We start from the raw sequence: 18,133 nt of genomic DNA on the forward strand, positions 1-18,133 counted from the left end.
TCTGATGAAAGTTGCATTAGTGCACGATTATCTAAATCAAATGGGTGGAGCTGAACGGGTAGTGATGGCGTTTCATGAGATCTTTCCTGATGCACCCATCTATACATCCATTTATGATCCAAAACGCGTTGATCCGGCCTTCCAAAAAATGGATATTCGGACGTCATTTATGCAGAAATTACCCCTGGTCACGAAACATCACCAGCCCTATCTGCCCCTCTATCCTTTTGCGATGGAGAAACTGGATCTGCGCGGCTATGATCTGGTTCTCAGTAGCTCAAGTGCCTTTGGCAAAGGCGTGATTACACGGCCTGAGACAATGCATATCTGCTATTGCCATACACCAATGCGTTGGTGCTGGAATTACGAAGAGTATGTGGAACGCGAACATCTAGGGAAAGTCGCACGCAGTATTCTGCCTTTTATGATCACCGGAATGCGCGTCTGGGATCAGACAAGCGCGATGCGGGTTGATCATTTTATTGCCAACTCACCGGTTATCGCCGAGCGCATTCGCAAATATTATCGCCGTGAAGCGGCTTATATTCCCCCTCCTGTCGAAACCGCACGCTTTCAATTCGAACCAGATATTATCCCTGGAGACTATTACTTGAGCGTTGGCCGCCTGGTTCCTTATAAGCGCATCGATCTGGCGATTGAGGCTTGCAATCGCTTACAATTGCCGCTCGTGATTATCGGTGGCGGCCGCGATGAAGAACGGCTCAAACGAATGGCCGGTCCAACGATTCGCTTTCTGGGACGCTTGCCTGATGAAGAAGTCACTTATTACTTTAAGCACTGCCGCGCCTTGCTCTTTCCAGGTGAAGAAGATTTTGGCATCACGCCACTTGAGGCACAAGCCTGTGGTCGTCCCATTATTGCCTATGGAGCTGGCGGAGCACTGGCATCCGTAATTGATGGCATGACAGGGGTATTCTTCAATGAACAAACGGTAGACAGCCTGACAGCCACGCTAGCGACATTTGACGAACGGACATTTGATCCACATGTCATCCATAATCATGCTCTGGAGTTTGATACGTCTCGCTTTAGCCGTCGTATTCAACAATTCATAGAAGCAAAACTCAGCGAAAGAACGCCAACCAAAGCACTACCAACCAATGATATCATGCATTCATAAGGAGTTGATAATTCTGGCTTCTCATGGCAGCTATCATTTGCACGCTTTACGGTGTGCAAATGATAGCTGTTTGGAATCAGATCATACCATTTTGCCAGGCATTTCTTACTCTCTACTCCTAGCAACTAAGTATAACTTATTGACAGTAGAAATAAGAGCCTTTATAGTAAAACAAGCTTGTTGCAAGGTGGAGTAGGCTAAAAAGAGATACCTTCACTCCACCCATTTTCATAGGTGAAGCTTGCAAGGACCATTTAAGATAAAGAGAAGAAAACCAAATACATCTTCCTATCTCATCTGACGATGTTCCAGGCCAGCAAAGAATAAGAACAAACACATAATATATTTAGCCAGAGACGGTCTACGGTCCTGTTTCACATATACATTATCTATCCAGGAAACGAGTGTTCTGACTGGCTTCATTTGAAAAGTTGCCCGCTACGCGGGCGGGTGGTGGGAGAGGCCAGGGGATTACATCCCCATAGGTGCGAACGTAAGGCTTTTCAAGCGGGATTGCAAAGGGCAGCGAGCCCTTTGCCGGGGTGTGGGGTTTCCCCAAATACCCCTTTTTCTTCTTTTCTTCGCCGCCGCGTGCGGCGACGAGAGGGAGGTGAGAGACCGGGGCACTGTCAGGGGACAGGTTCATTATCAGCCTTCAGGGCATGACATATTAGAGAAAACAACGAGGAGGACCAGCATGCAAGGACGAGAAGACCAGGGAAGTGAGTCATTTGAAAAGCCCTCGACTCAAGATATTCCCTCTCTCAATGGGACCAGCAAACATCGTGTACTCATACGCAATCCCAATGAGGGTACCAGTAAACATCAGGCAATTCAGGAAGTTATTTCACAAAAAACCAGTGAACAACGCGCACTTCCAAAACGTCCTCCTGGGATGGCTCGCATAGATACTCCACCCGAAATGCAACGCGTGCCGCGCCCAACACGTGAGGAAACACAACCTCAAAAATTGCATAAACGCCTGCTCATTCTGGGAGGTATCTTTATCGTACTTGCGATTGTTGCAAGCACTATTGGAGTCTTACTGGCAAATGGCCTGAATGCGAGCGCCGGCCCCAGCACGACAGCGGTTGATTTTCTGACAGCTCTGGATACACGAGACTACACACAGGCGTACAAAAATCTCGGACCTGCCATTACAATCCGTCTTTCACAAGATCAATTTACGAAACAGGCCCAGGCAGTTGACGCTTGCTATGGAGCAGTCAATAATTATAGTGAAGTAGCCAACAGTGCCCAGAGCCAGGATAACAGTCAGAGTTATACTTATAACATCACCCGTGAAAAGAGCAACAAAAAGATTCCATACAAGTTACAAATCACCCTCCAAAAGGATCAAGATGATGGAACCTGGAAGGTGTCAGATTATGGTAATAATCTAAATCCTACTCAGGTGGGCCTGGCCTGTACAAAATAAGGCATAGCAGACCCCCTGTCGCATTGGGATCTTGCTACTTACCTGTAAGCAGGCGCTTCAGCGCCTGTGACCTTTTTTAGTATGTGATGTAGAAAAAGCTCTTCGAGCTTTTTCTACATCACATACTAAAAAATTTGTTTGGAGTGTGTCAGACTCCCGTAGTCTCCACCATCTCTGTGCATGCGTTTTCTTGATGCCCTGACCTCGGCTTTTGAGCAGGCTCAAAAGCCGAGGTCAGGGCATCAAGAAAACGCACTTTCTCCTGTAATCGCCTGTCCAACAATCAAGGTATGAATATCGTCGGTACCTTCATAGGTAAAAACTGACTCTAGATTATTCATATGGCGGCTGATTGGATACTCAAGGGTAATACCATTAGCACCTAAGATCGAACGAGCCTCGCGGGCTGTATGCAATGCCTCACGAACATTATTACGCTTGGCAAGTGAGATTTGAACAGGATGAATGTGTCCACTATCTTTCAAGCGTCCCAGTTGTAGAGACAGCAGTTGGGCTTTAACCAGTTCGGTCGCCATTCCTACCAGCTTTTGTTGTACCAGTTGAAAACCAGCAATCGGGCGTTCAAACTGGATGCGCGACTTTGCATATTCGAGAGCAACCTCATAACAGGCTCGCGCAGCGCCGGTAGATCCCCAGGCAATACCATAGCGAGCTTCATCCAGGCAGGATAGCGGTCCACGCATGCCACGCACACCCGGCAACATCTGTGTTGCGGGAATACGACAATCATCAAAATGAAGTTCGGAAGTAATCGATGCTCGTAAAGAAAGCTTGCGATGAATATCTGAAGTTGAAAAACCAGGAGTGCCACGTTCAACAATAAATCCACGGATGCCATCCTCTGCCTGCGCCCATACCACTGCCAGGTCAGCGATACCTCCATTGGTGATCCACATCTTAGAGCCATTTAAAATATAACTAGAGCCATCACGGCGCGCGCTGGTGCGCATATGCGCGGCATCGCTGCCAGTATCCGGTTCCGTCAAACCAAAGCAGCCAATAGCCTCTCCACGGGCCATACGAGGCAACCACAACTGCTTTTGTTCCTCAGAACCAAAGGCGAAAATAGGAAACATTGCCAGAGAACCCTGTACCGAAATGAAGGAACGTATACCACTATCGCCCGCCTCTAGCTCCTGACATGCCAATCCATAACAGACAGCGCTCAAGCCAGCGCAACCATAGCCATCCAGATGCATACCGAGCAAACCTAGCGCGGCAAGCTCTGGGATCAACTGACGGGGAAAGGTGCCGGCTTCAAAATGTTCGCCAATAATCGGTGAGATACGCTCACGAACAAATTTACGCACTGTATCCCGTACCATCCGCTCCTCGTCCGAGAGCATCATATCGATATTATATAAATCAGTAACGACAGGCATCTGCGCCTGGTGAGCTGCATGAGGACTTTCAACCATGGCAATTGATCCTCTCCACAAACGAGTGTTCTGACTGGCTTCATTTGAAAAGTTGCCCGCTACGCGGGCGGGTGGAAGGCTTTTCAAACGGGATTGCATCCCCTGCACCCCTGCTTTTCACATGAAGAGTAACAGAGTACTAGCACACTGTAATAAAAAGAGCGTATACTACTCAGCACTAAGACCTCTTTTATCCCTTTATTATACCGTATACAATGCCTCAAATTTTCGCAAAATGTTTGATTCCCTCACTCATGAGGATTGCGCTGCTCGTTCGTAGACAGGTGAAAAAAATCATGCATGAAGACTGCGGGAGCCATAGAAGATAACACCAATGAGTCCCATATGTTAGACAAATCGTGGAATGATACGTATGCATTAATAGGGATATAACATCATAAATTCAGAATTAGCCTCATAAAATATCTATGCAGGAAAGAGTCGTATGCCAAAAGTCAGAAAAAGAACCTACCGCTCAAAATCTACCCGCAGAAAGAAAAAGATTATTTTACCATCTCTGTTTCATCTCCTCGTCGGCATAGGCACAGGCATTATTATTTGTATCAGTATTGGCAGTGTGCTTCTCTCAACGGCGAAGATCCAGCTCTCATTTGTGTCCCCTGTACCAACCTCCTCCACCTATGTTCTTCAGGGCCCACCAACTATCGACGCAGACTTTATGAATTCTGTCCTCGAACATTATCACTCGCCAGCCCATGGAAAGGGACAGGCTCTCTATAGCCTTGGTGTGAAATATAAGATAGATCCAGCTTATGCACTGGCATTTTTTATGGAAGAGAGTAATCTGGGAACACAGGGAGTTGCGGCAGTGACTCATTCTCTTGGCAATATTCGCGCCACCAGCGGTTATGCGCAATATAATGGATACCGTAAATATGCAAGTTGGGAAGATGGCTTTGAGGATTGGTATAAGCTGATCTCACAACAATATATCAACGCCTGGGGATTATATACCGTGGATCAAATTATCCCGGTCTATGCTCCCAATCAAGATAATAATAATGAAAAGCAATATATTGCTGCGGTAAAAACCTTTGTCGATCATTGGCGAGCCGGGCAGATAGAAATTCCGTATGAAGAAAAGGGATCAAACCGGCTGTAAGTCCGGCTTGATCCCTTTCGGAAACAGAGCTAGCGCAAAGAGGTAATATCCCCACATGCAAACGGATCATTAGCAGCCTGTGACTTTGTATCAGCTGCGCCCAGGTGGATATTCACATACCAACCATTGCGTGGTATTGCATTCACACCAGGAATAATCGTCGTAGAAGTTCCATCACCTGAAGCATTGGCAGTGATGGTCTTCAAATCATACTTGATTGGTCCCTGGCTGGCACAACTTCCACTGTGCACATGAGCCATGTGCTTTGAATTGGGAACTAATCCCTTCAGGGTAAGAGCAACCGTTAATTGATTGTTGCTGGCAGTCAATTGAGCGGTACCCGTGACGGACTGATTGGGCGCAAACGAGTTTATTAGCGTCGCTTGAACGCTCTGAGCAGTTTTGGTAGACGTTGTCGGATTGAAGATATTGGCACAAGTAATTGCCATGGATTGATCAACGGTGTTCATAGCTGGCCCATTACTTACATCAACGTACCAACCAGTCTCTGGAATGCCATCGGTGACACCTTTGACTTTACTAACCACATCAGCAAAACCAATTTCGGTAGCCTTCACTGGTGACAAATTATAAACGACTTTGCCGTTATTCTTACAACTCCCCGAGCTAATATGTGCCGGATGATCACTCTTTGGCGTTAAGCCAGTTAAGGCCATGTGTACCGTCAAGGCATGAGAAGTATGATCCCACATGAGTTCCACAGTACCTGATGGGCTATGTCGAATGATAGCACTAGCCGAGTTCACAGTAGAGCTGGTAGGCGTCGCCGCCAATCCCGAGTTTGCAGAATTTCCCGAATCACATGCAGAGAGAAGCAATAACGCTGCTCCTAACAGCAGGGTAAAATGAATAAATTTGTGCTTGACAAAGTATCTTGTAAGCATATCGACTCCTTTCTCATATTTATATCCCCACACTTCTATTATAATGCTATGCCTTTATACTGGCAAATTTAACAGTGTAAATATGAATACACATTTATCTAAAATAGATATAAAAGGACTAGCTGTATCTGTTAAATAGCTTGCTTCTCACACTGGAATTTTGCTGTGGTTCTACATTCACAATTATGACAATTTATTCATCTACAAAAAACAAATTCATACAGGCAACAGAAGTACTAGCGATCCCATTTCTATTCAAGTTTTTTTGGAGAGGAATGGCTAAAATCGTAAGTGCCAGAGCCAGAGTCAGAGTATGTAAACAGGATTGCTGGGAGGGAAAACTGATTGACCAGACGCGATGAAACATGTATCATAGAAGCACATAACAGATAAAGAATTTTGTAGTGAAGATCCCCGGTATGTCTCAATCTTCTATCCACGCGCCGAAAGAGTAAACAAAGAACATGAAGCAAACTTTCTGGAATACACTCAAACGACCAATTATAGGACTGGCCCCAATGGATGGCGTTACAGATGCCCCATGCCGCACAATGCATGGCATCCATGGGCGGCCAGACATTGTCATGACCGAGTTCACTAATGTTGAGGGATTGTGGCGCGGGAGCAATCGCATTTTTCGTGATTTTCTCTACACACCTGCCGAGCGTCCTGTCGTGGCCCAAATTTTTGGTTGCCAGCCTGAATACTTTTATAAGGCAGCACACATTGTCTGTGAGTTAGGCTTTGATGGGCTTGATATCAATATGGGCTGTCCCGCCAGTAGCGTTGCCAGTAAAGGCGGTGGAGCTGCCCTAATTCGTCTTCCTGAAACGGCAAAGGCAATCATCCGTGCGACCCAGCAGGGAGTACGTGATTGGGCCAATGGACAAACATTGGAAGATTTAGAACTCGATCCTATCCGGATTCAGCAGATTCGCCAGATGAATGAGGATCGCGCACAAATCTGGGGTGATCCCCTTAAGTACGAGCGTCGTTTAATCCCCGTTTCAGTAAAAACCAGACTCGGCTATGACTCGATTGTTGTCACCGATTGGATGAAGGAATTGCTGGAACTTGAACCCGCGGTCATCTCCTTACATGGGAGAACACTGATGCAGCACTATAAAGGTGAGGCCAACTGGGATGCGATAGCGGCCGCGGCAGAGATTGTCCATCAAACCGACACGCTCATTTTGGGGAATGGAGATATCCAATCACTCTACCAGGCAGCCGAACGCATTCGTACAACGGGTGTCGATGGGGTACTGATCGGTCGGGCAACCTTTGGAAATCCCTGGATTTTCAACAATAAAGAACGCCTCCATCAATTATTTGCCGCCGGGACAAACATTACACCCAAAGATTTACCCGATGTCATGCCATCCCGTGAAGAACGTCTGGTAATGGCGCGTGAACATGCCCGTATCCATGCAAAGATGAAGGGGCAGGAGCATTATGTCGAGATGCGTAAGCATATGGGTTGGTATCTAGGACACTTCGCGGGCGCCAAACAAGTACGCAATGAATTGGTCCGCATCAATAGCCTGGCAGAAGTCGAAGAGATTATTCAGAGTGCCCTGGATCATCCAGAGCTAACAGCTGATGATAGGCATGCCAAAGAACTTATGCCACTTGAGATGCCACGCAATCCCGAACTTGATCGCAGTTGTGCTGTCTAGCTCCCAACCAATTGTAATCACATATAGAGTGTCAGCCCCCCAATACCAGCGGGATCTTGCTGCTCCCTGGCTGGCAGGCGTGTGCGCGCCTGCGCCCTTTTTATTGTGTGATGTAAATGGGAACCCAACGCTTAGCTGGATATCATCCCCAAAAAAGAAGAGGGAGAGCATTCATACTAGAGATGAACACTCCCCCTCTTCTGCAGGCTACTACTTTTCACTATCTGGACATAGCACACAAAATTTTTGTGAACAGAGTGGGAAATACGTAGAGCTAGATTCAAGAAAAGTACTGGACATATCCCAAAGGATTCGCCGTCTTTGGAGAAGGGATATGTATTTGCTGCTTGTATGCCAGATAAGTGTATGCCTGAACGTAGTTAGACCAGAACGCCGTCGATCTCGCCAACTAATTTCTGAATGGCGCGTAAACGCTGTTCAGCGATCTCAACATTCTCCAAAGCCTGCGCTAAAATACGTGCTTCGAGCGATGGATACGTTTCAACTATCTCGGGATCAATAGAACTGCCGAGCAGTTCTAGAGCACGACTCAAGTTGTTTTCCAAGGTTCCAATTGCCATTGCTTGTTACCTCTCCAAAGCATAGAATTCAGATGTTACCAATGGGACAATTTATGTAGCCATGTCTCACCAGGAACAAACTCGCTCTCCGTATTACCTTCTACTACGTAAGCACATGCTCATTGGTTACACCCATGAGCACCTGCTTCAATTTGTCCTCTGTATCTACGTTTATATTACACCAGACGCAAACAGAGGTGCAATCGGGGGCTATCCCCTCAGATGAGACAAACTAAGTCTATTACAGAATTACTACACATTCCATCAATCTACATATGCCTGGACATTTTCTTATCTACTTACTGTCACGATTTTCTTTGCTTGTTTGTATTCTGCGAATCTTGTTCTCCGTCAGCATAATACCAGGGTTTTCTCAACAATACAACAAAGAGGTACCTCTGTGCATACGTTTCTGCTCAAATTGTTATCACCGTCCTCCTCATCTTCCATTCCTATGATACTGTTGAGTAGAACCACACTCTCTCTATACCTTCTATCATACCAAAACTATTGCATTTATGGATACCTATGCAAAAAAGAGAGGATACTGGCACTGCCAGGTTTGAAGCGGGCAAGAACAGATACACGTATACAAAGAGACAGCACCTGGATGGTTTAGACTGCCATTTAAGCCCACAAACAGGCACCTTTCAGGCACGATGGGAGTATAAAATATACTCTTGCTTGCTTGTAAAAGTTTTACATGTCCGACAGTTCTACCAATAACCTTGCTGACCACATTCTGATACGCTGCTGAACGGAAAGCTCTTGTTTTTGATAAGAGCGGGTTAAGAGATACGTAAAGGAAGGAAAGATATGCAAGATAAATATACAAACCACCATGCAGAGACCATTGTCAACGCCCCTGTTCATCAGGTCTATACATTGTTTACTCACTTCAACGACTTCCCCAAATTCATGAGTTTTGTCAAAGAAGTGACCTACCACGATGACAAATCCAGCCACTGGGTGGCCGATGTTGTAGGACGTCATGAGTGGGATGCCGTCAACGAAAAATTTATCCCTGATCGGCAGATTGGCTGGCGTTCAACCAGTGGGTTAAAAAACTTTGGGACAGTTACTTTTACATCTACTTCCCCTGAACAAACCAAAGTGGATGTATCTGTCAGCTATGATCCTCCTGCAGGAATCCTGGGTGTTGCTGGCGAAAAATTGGGCGCAGGAAATCGTTTCCTACAGGCCTTACAACACGATCTCTCACATTTTGCCCAGATGGTAGCTCAGGCTCCAGTGGGCTCACTTGATCCCACTTCATCCCACTATCTGTTCCATACTGACAGTGCCGCTGCCAAAGGACAAACCACTACCAGACAAAATGCAAGTATGCAGAGCGATCCACACTTCAACCGTACCACTACCGGAATGCCACTGATGGATAAAGATATTACAGGCACCACAAACGAGCGCCTGGCAGAAGACATTGACTCTGGATCAGTACCAGCAGAGACATCATCCATTACACCAGAAAGAGACACACCTTACGAACGATAAAGCTTCAATTAACCCAGAAAAGAAGAGCAGATGCTTCGTATTCTAGCATCTGCTCTTTCACTATGCATGGTTCCATAAAGGATAAACGTCGCTATGATGAGAAAAAGAAAAAAGCAGAAGGTACAAGAGAAGGATTTAGAAGGTCATGCCTCAGGTCACCAAGCGGCACGATCCCCAGGCGGAAATGATGAAGGAAAATGCCGACCCTCTACAGGTACTCACCTACTTTCAAGAGAACTACGACAAGACCGTTCAAAACGATAGCGACACGACAAATTGAATGCACAAAAAAACGCTGTAAATATATATATACGTGCATTTAACAACATATCTCACAGCATTTTTGCTACAGCCCCCTTGACATATCAAAAATGAGATGGTATCTTCTAATTATTCCAAAGTAGTAACGGAATATTCCAGGGAACAAAAGACCCTGGCACAAGGCAGCGGCCTTGCATAAGTAACCCGAAAGGAGATCTTATGATAAACATAGGTTTGATAAGAACTATGAAGAAACCAATCCGCTTGCTAGGGGTTGTATTCCAGATTGACTAAGAGTGCCCGTAAATGCGGGTTTACCGAGCCTCTGAGCTTCTAACACTACCATAATAAGCCAGACTTTCTTTTTATCGGTCTGTACCAGTCATGACGCACTATAGACGTCAGGATGTGTCAGAGGTACACAGAGGATATACGCAAAACTATTGCGATGTACTGTAAAAGTTAGTGCTCGGTTGACTTAAACACGCGGGAGTTGTGAAGAATAAAAGAGACACAGACGGGCTGGATAGCCGTGATTATCCAGCCCTCTTCTTTTGCCTTTTTTATGAATTTCGCACCCGAGGTGCTCAAAAGGGCACTGACACGCCTGACTACAAGAAGGAATGAATTGCACTATTCTTTGCCCAGGGATAGAACTGCCATGAAGGCTTCCTGAGGGATCTCTACACTACCAACCATCTTCATACGCTTCTTACCTTCTTTTTGTTTTTCCAGCAATTTGCGCTTACGACTGATGTCACCACCATAACACTTAGCGAGTACATCTTTACGCATGGCTTTTACCGACTCACGCGCAATGACGCGGGAACCAATAGCAGCCTGAATAGGCACTTCAAATAATTGACGTGGAATCAGGGTGCGTAGCTTTTCCACAAAAGCGCGGCCCTGATAATAAGCTCGCTCGCGATGTAAAATAAGAGAAAGAGCATCCACTGGTACAGTATTGACCAGAATGTCCATTTTCACCAGATCTGAGGATCGGTAAGAGCCAAAATTATAATCCAGCGAGGCATACCCCTGTGTACGGGACTTCAACTGATCATAAAAATCAATAATCAATTCAGCCAGTGGGATCTCATAGCTCATCAGGACGCGCTCGGCCTCAATGTACTTCAGGTCCTTATATAAGCCACGTTTAGAGGTGACCAGATCCATGATTGTGCCAATATAGCGGGAGGGAGTAAAGATTGAGATGTCCATGTAAGGCTCTTCAATCAATTCGATCTCACCAAAATTCGGCATATCCGAGGGATTATTCACCTCGATCACTTCGCCACCTGTTTTGGTGACATGATATTCTACACTGGGTGCAGTGGCGAGAATATCCAGATTATATTCGCGTTCCAGGCGCTCCTGGATAATCTCCATATGCAGCATGCCTAAGAAACCGCAGCGGAAACCAAATCCCAAAGCGTTTGACGTTTCAGGCTCATAGAAGAGGGCAGCATCGTTCAATTTCAAACGGTCCAGAGCCTCACGCAATTCAGGATAGTCATTGCTGTCCACAGGATAGAGTCCCGCAAAGACCATCGACTTGGCAGGTTGATAACCAGCCAGAGGCTCAATCGTTTCCAATGCGGAGGGCACCGTGACGGTATCACCGACCTGGCAATCTTTGACATTCTTAAAGCCAGTCGCGATATAGCCAACTTCGCCGGTCGTCAATTTCTTGATCGAGACCAGACGAGGATGGAAATAGCCCACCTCAAGAATATCAGCCGAACTACCAGCCGCAATCATAGAGAGACGCTCACCCTCATTGAGTTCCCCATCTACCACACGCACATAGGCAATCACGCCTTTGTAAGCGTCATAGTGGGAGTCAAAAACCAGGGCACGCAGAGGGCTATCGGTCTTACCCGAAGGGGGCGGCACTTGCTTCACAATAGCTTCCAGAATGTCCTGGGTGCCAATGCCTTCTTTAGCCGAGGCCAGAATGCACTCATCCTTCGACAGGCCAATAATATCCTCTACCTCTTGCTTGACCCGTTCAGGCTCAGCACTGGGCAGATCAATTTTATTGATGACCGGAATAATCGAGAGGTCAGCTTCAACTGCCAGATAGAGATTTGCCAGCGTTTGCGCCTCTACCCCCTGGGTAGAGTCGACCACAAGCAAAGCGCCTTCACAGGCGGCCAGACTACGTGAAACCTCATAGGTAAAGTCTACGTGTCCAGGAGTATCAATAAGATTGAGCTCATAGACTTCACCATCCAGCGCGGTATAAACCATACGCACAGCCTGGGACTTAATGGTGATACCTTTTTCACGCTCAAGTTCCATCTGGTCCAATGACTGCGCCTGCATATCGCGCTTTGAAATGGTGCCCGTATATTCTAGCAGGCGATCAGCGAGAGTAGACTTGCCATGGTCAATATGAGCAATGATACAAAAGTTCCTGATATGTGCCAGATCCGTCATTCTGTAATAATCCCTCCACACAATACCTCAGCACCATTCTCTCCGCCATAGAACACGGCAGCCTGTCCAGGTGTGATAGCCCGCTGTGGATGTAACAAGGTAACACGAACACGGTTATCCTCAAGAGGTGTAACCAGTGCAGGCTGCTCGGGAGCCTTATAGCGAACGCGCACCATAGCCTCAAAGGGTTGAGTTGGTGTTTCGCCACTCAGATAATGCATCTCTTTAACCAGAAACTCAGCCTTTTCCAGAGCCTGAGCCGGCCCCACCACCAGAGAATTATGGTCAGAGTCAATCTTCAGGACGTGGAGTGGATCGCGGGAGGTAATCCCTAATCCTTTGCGCTGGCCAATCGTATAGTAAGCCAGACCACGATGGCGTCCCAGGGTATTGCCTTGCTGATCATAAATGGGGCCAGGCTTAGGAATAGAGATCAAAGGGGTGCCTGCAGGGGCTGCGGCACCAACGCCAGCACCGACCAGCGCAGGCTCTTCCTGTCTGGCGGCGGCGTAGCGATCAATAAAGCCGCGATAATCATTCTGTGCCACAAAACAAATTTCCTGGCTCTCAGCCTTGGTTGCCACGGTCATCCCGCGCTCTGCGGCCATCGCCCGAACCTCCGTCTTGGTATAACCACCTAACGGGAAGCAGGCATGGGACAGCTGCTGCTGATTAAGCACATGCAACACATAAGACTGATCTTTATCCGGGTCCACGGCACGACGTAAGCGGCGCATTCCAGTCACCGGATGATCATCGACACGCACATAGTGGCCCGTTGCCAGATAATCCGCATTCAAGGCCAGAGCACGCTTCAGCAAAACAGTAAAGCGAATATGGCGATTGCAATTCAGACATGGATTGGGTGTGCGCCCTCCTACATAATCTTCATAGAAGGTATCAACAATCTTTTCTTTAAATTCTTGTTCGACGTTCACCAGATAAAATGGAATATCGAGCATACGTGCAACTCGTCTGGCATCATCAACGGATTCCAGTGAGCAACATTTGTTTTGCACAACACGCTCTACACCATCATCTTCGGCTTCAATAACGCCAGGTTCTGACCAGAGGCGGAGCATAATACCGATCACCTCGTGACCTTGTTCTTTGAGGAGTGCGGCGGCGACCGAGCTATCTACGCCGCCGCTCATTGCGACGACAATTCGTGCCATGATAAAAGTACCTGCTTATTTGTTACTAGCGTGTCTGGTAGTAATATGTCTATGTAGAAAAAAGGACTAGCCTCACGGGGGCTAGCCTCCTGAATCGTTGCAATACAAATTGGGTAATGAAGAATGTTTTGAGATTTCTTACCAAGAGTAAGAGTAACACAGCCAGGGGGCCTTGTCAAATGAGCAATGTTACCCATTGATATCAACCACTCGACTGTATACAAGCTTTCGTGTATAATTGATAACAATGTGCTAGTAAACGCGAGGTGTTGCAGGTGCTAGAAGGCCGTAAAAAGGCATGAGAGCGCGTCTGAACTATGAGACATAGCGTTACTTATAGCTATCAAGAACCACAACAGCTCGAAAAGCCAATCTTCTTAAAATAGGTGATCGGGCAAGGGAGTAATAAGCCACTATGCCAAAGAAAACAGCAGCTGCGCGCAGCGGAGCGCAGTATCAAAGAGCACGCGGACAAAAAAGCTTTGAACTGGTCCGACCAGAGGGTGCAGAGAACGAGAGCGCCTTAGTAGAAGCGCAAGCTGAACCCGAGCAGGTCAGGCCAGTTCCAGCAGCAGTAGTGCCCACTAAAAAAGGAAAATCCTCTGCCGAAAAGAAGCTTGAGGTGTCCGCTACAACAGCAGCAGTCGTGAAGGAAGAGCCAGTTGTTGCCAGCAGCGCCACGGCAACCGTAGGCCCCCAAAGCGCCTCTGCGCGCATTGCCGCCCGTCGGCAGGCCTCCCAAAAAACGTCCCAGCGTCAGGGAGCAGCACTGATTACGGCTGAGCATTTTTCCTATGTGCGTCGCGACTTAATTACCATTGCAATCCTGGCAACTATCATGGTTGCCGCCATTGTTATCCTCTATTTTGTGCTGATCTAAGCAAGCTTATTCTCGACAAAAAGATGAGGCACCGTTGTTCAAAGTGAACAGTGCCTCTCATCTTTTTTTGAAAACACCCAGGCGTGATACAGGAGCAACAATTCCTGATACAGCCATTCTACTAGTGTGCGAGGGGGCCAGTCCCTAAGCCTGATGGTACTCCATGGCGGTAGACTTCAGGGATGGTAACGCCAAGTATGCGTTGCATGGCCATCGTGTGGCAACAATCGCCCCAATCGTGGAAGAAACGGCAGGTGCACTGCCATTCGCCATTATCATAACGGGTGGAATGAACATCATTTTCGCCCTGGAATTTCGCTTCGAAACTGGTGAATTGAATGCGCTCGGGTTCCTCAGCATAACGTTTCGCTTTGGCAATTTTGTTGATCATACTTGAGTTCATAATCGCACTCTCCTTCAAGGCTAGCAACCACTCCGTAGCCACATATATTTTATATTTTAGCTCCGGGGGGAGCGTAACTTACTTTTGACTTCACCGACTGATCAAAGAAGCGTAAATGTCCTCCTTCCCTCGTTGAAAAATAAGGACATACTCCGTAGTGTATGCGATTGCAAAACAAAACCGTTAACTCATGGAATGCTCACTCAGAATAAAATCCGGCATGTCCGAAGTAGGGCTCTAAAAACGAAAAAGCACCAGGGATACCGGTGTCCCTAGTGCGCATCTATGGGTTTATGTCAGCCATATGCTCAGCGCGAGCCTCAACCATAGTCATCATCATACATTTACGATGACCCTGTAATCGTGTTGAGACTGTATACATAAGCACTCCACCCTCGCCAGAAAAGTATCTCCGGCACAACAACCTGTAAACCCTTGCCGACGATGTTCAACGTAGAGCATACAGGCTAAACGTCCAAACCGTGAATGTCTTTGTCTCTTAACTTATGGAGATGATTATACCATAGGGATAGGTGAAAGTCTACCCTTGCACAAGCTAATCTGGATCTGCCAGGCGTTGAACTTAAAATGTGGTATGCACCAATACAATCCAATTTGTTTCATTTTGACTCAAATGCAGCGTGCTTCTTCTACTAAAAAGCTAATTTCAAAACCATTGCTCTATAAACTCTACAAATCATAGATCTGACTTATCTACATAAGAGAAGAAATACAGTAAGGGTGGAGGCTAGCACAACTTGCCAGCCTCCAACCTTAACAAGAAAAAGAATGTTTCATAACAGGGTATCCAGAGGAGTCAACTGAGAAGATTAGCTTTGAAGGGCCACCAGACAATGATCTGCACTAATCAAATTATGATAGATGGACAATACTTGTCGAGCGACATGCTCCCAGGCGAATTGCTGTACCGATGGGCGCGCTGCTGCGCTCATTCTGGCATGTAAGGATGCATCCTTCAGAAGGATGTCTAAACGCTCTGCAAAGAAGCCCGGACAGCGAGGGACCAGAAAGCCAGTCTCATCGTGATGTATCACGGTCATCAGTCCACCGGCGCGTGTCGCGACAACTGGCGTACCGCACCCGAGTGACTCTACAGCCGCCAGGCCAAACGTTTCATGATAGGAAGGTATGACGGTAACATCGGCGGCGCTATAAAACCAGGGCATCTCTGTACGCGGACGAGCACCAACAAAATGTACACGTTGCTCAATCTGTAATGTACGAGCCAATTGCTGCAAATTCTCCAGATCAGCGTCTCCTGTGAGCATTCCACCTGCGATCACAATCTGCGCATCTTCTTGCATCAATGCAGCAGCGCGTAACAATTGATCCGGTCCTTTGAAGGGATCCAGCCGGCCAGCAAATAATAATGTAGGCCGGTCTTCAGCTAGACCCAGATAGCGGCGGGCTTCCTGCCTGTCATGGGGCACAAACAACTTTAAATCCACACCACAAGGAATGACGTCAACCTGATGAGGGGTTGCGCCACAATAGCGCAACATATGCTGATATTCATCCTCTGTGGCAGCGATAATTCGATCCGCCTGATGGATAAGTTGCTGCTCCATCTCCAGACGCAACGCAGGTTCGGTCTCATTGGGATTCGCCAGTTGCTTGAGCCGAGCCAGGGTATGAAACATCGTGACATGAGGAACATTCCAATAATCTGCCAGCCGTAGCGCTGCTATCCCAGAAATCCAATAGTGGCTATGGATAAGGTCATACGTTATAGACTCTCTTCTTCGAAATTCTTCAATGTGGCGCGCAAAAGTGGGAGTATACTGGTACAAATCATTTTTATGCAGAGAAACCATGGGTCCAGCCTTAATGTGAATAACCCTCACATTGGGAAATATATGGACCACCTGAGGAAGGTTTTCATGTGTGCGGCGGGTAAAAATATCAACTTTAACGTCTTGAGACGCTAATTCTTTCGCTAACTCACGGATATAGACATTCATGCCTCCAGCATCCTTTGTCTGGCCTGGATTATCCAGGGGAGATGTGTGGATGCTGAGCATGGCAACAGCATACGACATGTCTTACAAACTCCTCTTTTCTTCAAGTGAACAAGGCAATTAAAGGTTGCAGATACGTGGCCAACGCCCTTCACTGCTCACGTGCCAATATGCTGACATGAGCGATGCTCCTTTCTGCTTCTTCATAAATAAAAACATGGCAAAACCCGGATTCTATTCCAGAAACAAACAAAGTCAGATTTATGCTTCTTTTGCATTCAATTCACTGATAGCTTCAAACATCGTTTGCATATCAACTCCACCACCGCGAGCCAGATCATCCAGGCAGGCAATACGACGTGCCAGGGCAGCATGGAACTCATCTTCTGGCATCCCAATCCAGCCAGCCAGATCGGAAAGAATGGGCGCATCGGCATGCTCAAAGCTATCATCCGCTGAATTCCACAGGGAAAGTGGCACCGGTAAGACAGCATCCGGGCGATCTGGATCGATATGAGGCTGAATATAGTGAGCTGAAAACCAACGGCGACGGGCGGGATAAGTATGTCCAATCAAACCAATATTGATAATCAATCCCAGACGTCGCATATCAGCAGGAGATAAGCGTAGATCGTGTTGATACATATACAATACGTCGTCAATAGTATCGGCATGAACACTGGTGGCAATATGATATCCCTGCCCTGGTAACATCAAATAACGGCGTGCTATGCGTCCCCACATATAAATAGGCAAATGATCACTTACTTCATTACAAAGTGCATAGGTGCTGGCAGGATCGATATCTGGCAGGCGGGTAAAGGAAAAATTCTCGTACATGCCAGACATATAGGCCAGGGCGGTATTCTCGGGGAGAAATTGCAGCAGCGCATTGAGTGTGGTTGTCTTTCCCACGCCCGGTTGAGGATCAGTTGGGCCAGCAACGGTCAAAGAGGTCCCATGTTCAAGTAATAACCAGATGAGGCCAGCGGTTTCCACATCGACGCTTTGTAAAGCAATAATTTGAGCCACAGACAGTGGTCGGCGCGACTCATAATGCCAGTAATGACGCTCATAGGGGTCACGGGGATCAAACATGCTGAGCTTCCCTTCTTAAAACAAGCAAAACACTATGACAATCACACTACAGCAACGTTCTTTTATCGATCACGATG

At 47.0% G+C, this 18,133-nt stretch carries 16 protein-coding genes; 7 read left to right on the forward strand and 9 right to left on the reverse strand.

From position 1 onward, the window contains the following. Positions 1–4: 4 nt before the first annotated feature. Positions 5–1,141, forward strand: a complete 1,137-nt coding sequence (locus F1593_RS07330; protein WP_149400907.1) for a glycosyltransferase — start codon at positions 5–7, stop codon at positions 1,139–1,141. Positions 1,142–1,526: 385 nt separating this feature from the next. On the opposite strand, the gene F1593_RS07335 is transcribed toward F1593_RS07330, so the two are convergent. Continuing rightward, entirely contained in the window at positions 1,527–1,787 is a 261-nt protein-coding gene (locus F1593_RS07335) for a hypothetical protein (protein ID WP_149400908.1), read from the reverse strand. Between the two features lie 51 nt (positions 1,788–1,838). Here F1593_RS07335 and F1593_RS07340 point away from each other — a divergent pair, with 51 nt between their 5' ends. Continuing rightward, positions 1,839–2,579, forward strand: coding sequence for an NTF2-like N-terminal transpeptidase domain-containing protein (locus F1593_RS07340; RefSeq protein ID WP_149400909.1), 741 nt, complete (start codon positions 1,839–1,841; stop codon positions 2,577–2,579). A gap of 242 nt (positions 2,580–2,821) precedes the next feature. Here F1593_RS07340 and F1593_RS07345 read toward each other — a convergent pair whose 3' ends face one another. Then, a complete protein-coding gene (locus F1593_RS07345; protein ID WP_149400976.1) occupies positions 2,822–3,982 on the reverse strand; it encodes an acyl-CoA dehydrogenase family protein in 1,161 nt (386 codons plus the stop codon). Positions 3,983–4,463: 481 nt separating this feature from the next. Between F1593_RS07345 and F1593_RS07350 the strand changes: the two genes are divergently transcribed. Continuing rightward, entirely contained in the window at positions 4,464–5,141 is a 678-nt protein-coding gene (locus F1593_RS07350) for a glucosaminidase domain-containing protein (protein WP_149400910.1), read from the forward strand. 29 nt (positions 5,142–5,170) lie between these two features. Here the strand turns inward: F1593_RS07350 and F1593_RS07355 are convergent, their stop codons facing one another. Next, on the reverse strand, positions 5,171–6,046 hold the full coding sequence (locus tag F1593_RS07355) for a CHRD domain-containing protein (RefSeq protein WP_149400911.1): 876 nt from the start codon (positions 6,044–6,046) through the stop codon (positions 5,171–5,173). Between the two features lie 464 nt (positions 6,047–6,510). Here F1593_RS07355 and F1593_RS07360 point away from each other — a divergent pair, with 464 nt between their 5' ends. Then, the gene (locus F1593_RS07360; protein ID WP_149400912.1) at positions 6,511–7,725 is read left to right on the forward strand and encodes a tRNA dihydrouridine synthase; all 1,215 of its coding nucleotides are present in this window, start codon (positions 6,511–6,513) and stop codon (positions 7,723–7,725) included. 380 nt (positions 7,726–8,105) lie between these two features. On the opposite strand, the gene F1593_RS07365 is transcribed toward F1593_RS07360, so the two are convergent. Continuing rightward, positions 8,106–8,306, reverse strand: a complete 201-nt coding sequence (locus F1593_RS07365) for a hypothetical protein (protein ID WP_149400913.1) — start codon at positions 8,304–8,306, stop codon at positions 8,106–8,108. A gap of 816 nt (positions 8,307–9,122) precedes the next feature. Here F1593_RS07365 and F1593_RS07370 point away from each other — a divergent pair. Together F1593_RS07370 and F1593_RS29585 are read left to right on the forward strand one after the other, a co-directional pair. Next, a complete protein-coding gene (locus F1593_RS07370; RefSeq protein ID WP_149400914.1) occupies positions 9,123–9,818 on the forward strand; it encodes an SRPBCC family protein in 696 nt (231 codons plus the stop codon). A 145-nt stretch (positions 9,819–9,963) separates the two neighbouring features. Continuing rightward, a complete protein-coding gene (locus F1593_RS29585; protein WP_268907020.1) occupies positions 9,964–10,098 on the forward strand; it encodes a hypothetical protein in 135 nt (44 codons plus the stop codon). 614 nt (positions 10,099–10,712) lie between these two features. Here the strand turns inward: F1593_RS29585 and lepA are convergent. Both lepA and mnmA read right to left on the reverse strand, forming a co-directional pair. Further along, on the reverse strand, positions 10,713–12,521 hold the full coding sequence (lepA, locus tag F1593_RS07375; RefSeq protein ID WP_149400915.1) for a translation elongation factor 4: 1,809 nt from the start codon (positions 12,519–12,521) through the stop codon (positions 10,713–10,715). Further along, positions 12,518–13,696 (reverse strand): tRNA 2-thiouridine(34) synthase MnmA, encoded by a 1,179-nt coding sequence (gene mnmA / locus F1593_RS07380; RefSeq protein WP_149400916.1) that lies wholly within the window; start codon positions 13,694–13,696, stop codon positions 12,518–12,520. The genes lepA and mnmA overlap by 4 nt, the downstream gene beginning before the upstream one ends. Before the next feature lie 415 nt (positions 13,697–14,111). Between mnmA and F1593_RS07385 the strand changes: the two genes are divergently transcribed. Next, positions 14,112–14,576, forward strand: coding sequence for a hypothetical protein (locus F1593_RS07385; RefSeq protein WP_149400917.1), 465 nt, complete (start codon positions 14,112–14,114; stop codon positions 14,574–14,576). Between the two features lie 121 nt (positions 14,577–14,697). Here the strand turns inward: F1593_RS07385 and F1593_RS07390 are convergent, their stop codons facing one another. The 3 genes from F1593_RS07390 to F1593_RS07400 form a co-directional block, all read right to left on the reverse strand. Then, on the reverse strand, positions 14,698–14,979 hold the full coding sequence (locus F1593_RS07390; protein WP_149400918.1) for a hypothetical protein: 282 nt from the start codon (positions 14,977–14,979) through the stop codon (positions 14,698–14,700). Between the two features lie 830 nt (positions 14,980–15,809). Further along, positions 15,810–17,039, reverse strand: a complete 1,230-nt coding sequence (locus tag F1593_RS07395; RefSeq protein ID WP_149400919.1) for a glycosyltransferase — start codon at positions 17,037–17,039, stop codon at positions 15,810–15,812. 180 nt (positions 17,040–17,219) lie between these two features. Next, positions 17,220–18,056 (reverse strand): hypothetical protein, encoded by an 837-nt coding sequence (locus F1593_RS07400; RefSeq protein ID WP_149400920.1) that lies wholly within the window; start codon positions 18,054–18,056, stop codon positions 17,220–17,222. Between the last annotated feature and the right edge of the window lie 77 nt (positions 18,057–18,133).

The organism is Dictyobacter arantiisoli (assembly GCF_008326305.1).
In the GTDB taxonomy this organism is placed as follows: domain Bacteria; phylum Chloroflexota; class Ktedonobacteria; order Ktedonobacterales; family Ktedonobacteraceae; genus Dictyobacter; species Dictyobacter arantiisoli.